Origin of the sequence: Vibrio sp. 10N.222.52.B7 (assembly GCF_041474275.1) — a bacterium.
Classification (GTDB): Bacteria; Pseudomonadota; Gammaproteobacteria; order Enterobacterales; family Vibrionaceae; genus Vibrio; species Vibrio crassostreae_C.
The window spans coordinates 1-3,361 of the sequence record NZ_JBFRTU010000161.1 but is presented as its reverse complement, the minus strand read 5'-3'; the positions used below and the strand labels follow the sequence as shown (position 1 = coordinate 3,361).

Sequence of the window (3,361 nt, the reverse complement as noted above, 5' to 3'; positions counted from 1 at the left end):
AAAACAAGCTGATATTACCCATTATCATCTTCATCGCAGTCACTTTTGTAACGATCCAATCGGTAAATTACACTGTCACGTTTGAGAGAGAGAAAGAGAGTCTTATTCAGCGTGTTAAAGTGCTAGCACAAGGTGTTGCTTATAACTTGCAAGCCGCGATTTTATTTGAAGACAAGTCATCGGCTCAGGAAATATTGTCAGCTTTCGTCGCAGATAAAGATATTGTTAGAGTGAAGCTCTATGACATCAACGAACAGCTTTTTGCCAGTTATCAGGTGAGCAACACTCTGGTTCCAAGGCCAAACGCAGAAGAATTAGACGATATCGCGGATCATCAATTTGCCATCTCTGAGCATTTCATCTTCTTGCTCGTTCCTGTGACGCTGGATGACGCTGTTATCGCGAACTTGAGAGTGACAATATCAAAAGAGACGTTTAATTCAATCTTAACGAATATTTTCAAGGTTGCGGTCGTCTACCTGTTGTTTCTGGTGATGTTAGGCGGAGTAGTGGTCAAATTGGTGCAACGCTTGATTATCGAACCGATGTTTGACCTCAATGAGGCGATGCAAGCCTTTGTTGAGCGTCGTTCGAAGCAGCCTAAATTAGTCGTAACGAACCGCGATGAAATCGGCGATCTGGTTCGAGCTTTCAATACCATGTTAGAAAGACTTCAACATCGCGATAACCAAATCAATTTTACGTTAGACAAGTTACAAGAAGAAAAATCATTCGCAAATGAGGTCATTGAAACCGTTCAGCACTCTTTGTTGGTGGTGGATGAAAAAGGGCTCATTCTTCATGCGAACGCAGCTACTCGGGATATTTTTAAATGCTCGGAAGCCTTTCTTGAGAATTTGTTGATCCAAGAGTTGATCGCGACCAAGCAAACGGGTTACTTACAAGATGTTATTGATGCCAATATTGAACTTAATGACGAATTGCTGGAAACCACCGATCTCTTTCAATCAAAACGCTGGCTTCGTGTGAGCAGTCGTTCTTTGACAAAACATGGTCGTATTCTTTATGCAATCCAAGATGTCACCGACATAGAAACGGCCATGAGTCGCCAACGTATTGCTGCGGGTGTTTTCGAAAACAGTAAAGACGGCTTGATCGTGCTCAACTCATCCAATGTGATAACCATGGTTAACCCGGCGATCACACAACTTCTCGGTTATCACTCTGATCTGCTGGTGGGCAAAACACCATTTGAAGTATTTTCGTGGCAGCAATTTTCATCATTGATGCCGACAATTCGCAGTTCGTTAGAAAACTATGGTCAATGGCAAGGCGAAGTGTGGGAGAAAAGCGCATCCGGCACTTTGGTTCCAATGTTTGTAAAAGTGAATCGAGTTTCGTCAGACAATGAGAAAGACGAGTTTGATATGGTATTAACGCTGTCTGATTTATCCAACGTTAAAGAGATGGAAAGACTCGAACACTTGGCTCATCACGATGCATTAACCGGGTTAGCGAATAGAGCGCAGCTGTATAAGGTTATGGATGATGTTGTCACGTCGAGCCACTATTCAAATCAGCATTTTGCGGTTATCTACTTGGATTTGGATGGCTTCAAAGAAGTGAATGACAACTATGGACACGATGCAGGTGACGAAATCCTTAAAGAAGTGTCAAACCGGTTATTATCTCAGGTAAGAGCGGGGGATTTGGTTGCACGTTTGTCGGGTGATGAATTTGTTCTTATTATTAAACAGACAAACAAAGTCTTATTAGCGAAGTTAGCCGAGCGATTGTTGGATCTGATCGGGCAAGAAGTGAATTATAAACAGCGTTCACTTCATGTTGGGGCGAGCTTAGGTATCAATTTAGTTGATGGCTCAGAGCGTGATATTGACGTGATTCTAAAGGTTGCTGATGAGGCTATGTACCAAGCGAAACGCAAAGGAAAAGGTCAGTTTGTGTTCGCTCGTGAGGGTAAATAGGCACCGGTGTTTGTGAGCTCACCCTAAGTTGTTGTATCATAAGTGATAGGTTGAATATTTTTAATTAAAAGGTCTGCTAAGCATGAATGTTTTAGTTACAGGTGGCATGGGTTACATTGGTAGCCATACAAGTATCCAGATGATCAGCGCAGGTATGACACCTGTACTTTTTGATAGCTTGTACAACAGTAAACCAAGCGTTCTAGAGCGCATCGAAAAAGTCTCGGGCGTTCGTCCCAACTTCATTGAAGGTGACGTTCGTGATAAAGCGCTTTTGACTGAAACTATGAAGCAACACAACATCGAAGCGGTTATCCATTTTGCTGGTCTGAAAGCCGTCGGAGAGTCTGTGGAAAAGCCTCTTGAATACTACGACAACAACGTAAACGGCACTTTAGTTCTTGTTGATGCAATGCGTGATGCGGGTGTAAAAACCTTGGTATTTAGCTCTTCAGCAACGGTATACGGTGATCCTGCAAGTGTGCCAATTACTGAAGACTTCCCAACAAGCGCTACCAACCCATATGGTCGTAGTAAACTAATGGTTGAAGAGTGTTTAACCGATTTCCAAAAAGCCAATCCTGATTGGAGCATTACACTGCTGCGTTACTTTAACCCTGTAGGTTCACATCCAAGTGGTGAGCTAGGTGAAGACCCGCAAGGTATCCCAAATAACCTAATGCCATTTGTCTCTCAAGTAGCAGTGGGCCGCCGTGAATTCCTATCTGTATTTGGTAGCGATTATCCAACAAAAGACGGGACTGGCGTTCGCGATTACATCCACGTAATGGATCTGTCTGATGGCCACATCGCAGCGCTTGAGAAAGTAGGGTGCAAAGACGGTCTTCATATCTACAACCTTGGTACGGGTAACGGTTCAAGTGTGTTAGACATGGTTAAAGCATTCGAACAAGCAAGCGGTAAAGAGATCCCTTACAAGCTAGTTGAACGCCGTCCTGGTGACATCGCAGAGTGTTGGGCAGATCCAGCTAAAGCTCAGAAAGAATTGGGCTGGAATGCAAGCCGCACATTGGCTGAAATGACCGAAGATACATGGCGCTGGCAGTCAACAAACCCGAATGGATTCCCTGGTTAACCTAGTGGTTTCGTGAATGATTCAAAAATTAAAAGATGCTTTCGGGCATCTTTTTTGATCTTAATCGAATAAAAAGTAAATTAGTGGTTAAAAAGTATCATTCTGTATCCGCTGTGTTATTATGCTCGCGAATTATATGTTTAATGTTAATTTTCTTTGGAGTTAATCATGGAACTAGGCCTAATCATCACTTTCATCGTTGCTGCTGCAGTAATGGTTAAAAAAGAGATGGCAGAGAAGTAATTTCACTTATTACCTTTTTTATACAATTTTTTAGTGAAATAAATTAAAAGCCAGCAATTATGAAGTGACCCCGTAA

The 3,361-nt window shown here is 42.5% G+C and carries 2 protein-coding genes; both read left to right on the top strand.

All coding sequences use genetic code 11. The annotated features are described in order from the left end of the window. The coding region (locus AB4512_RS22005) for a diguanylate cyclase domain-containing protein (protein WP_372175675.1) at window positions 1-1,946 on the top strand (1,946 nt) is incomplete at its 5' end. Between the two features lie 82 nt (window positions 1,947-2,028). Continuing rightward, a complete protein-coding gene (gene galE, locus AB4512_RS22000; RefSeq protein WP_372175673.1) occupies window positions 2,029-3,042 on the top strand; it encodes a UDP-glucose 4-epimerase GalE in 1,014 nt (337 codons plus the stop codon). Window positions 3,043-3,361: the final 319 nt, after the last annotated feature.

Bases quoted from the DNA above. Each gene is read 5' to 3' on its own strand.
- galE (WP_372175673.1), top strand. From the start codon at position 2,029: ATGAATGTTTTAGTTACAGGTGGCATGGGTTACATTGGTAGCCATACA.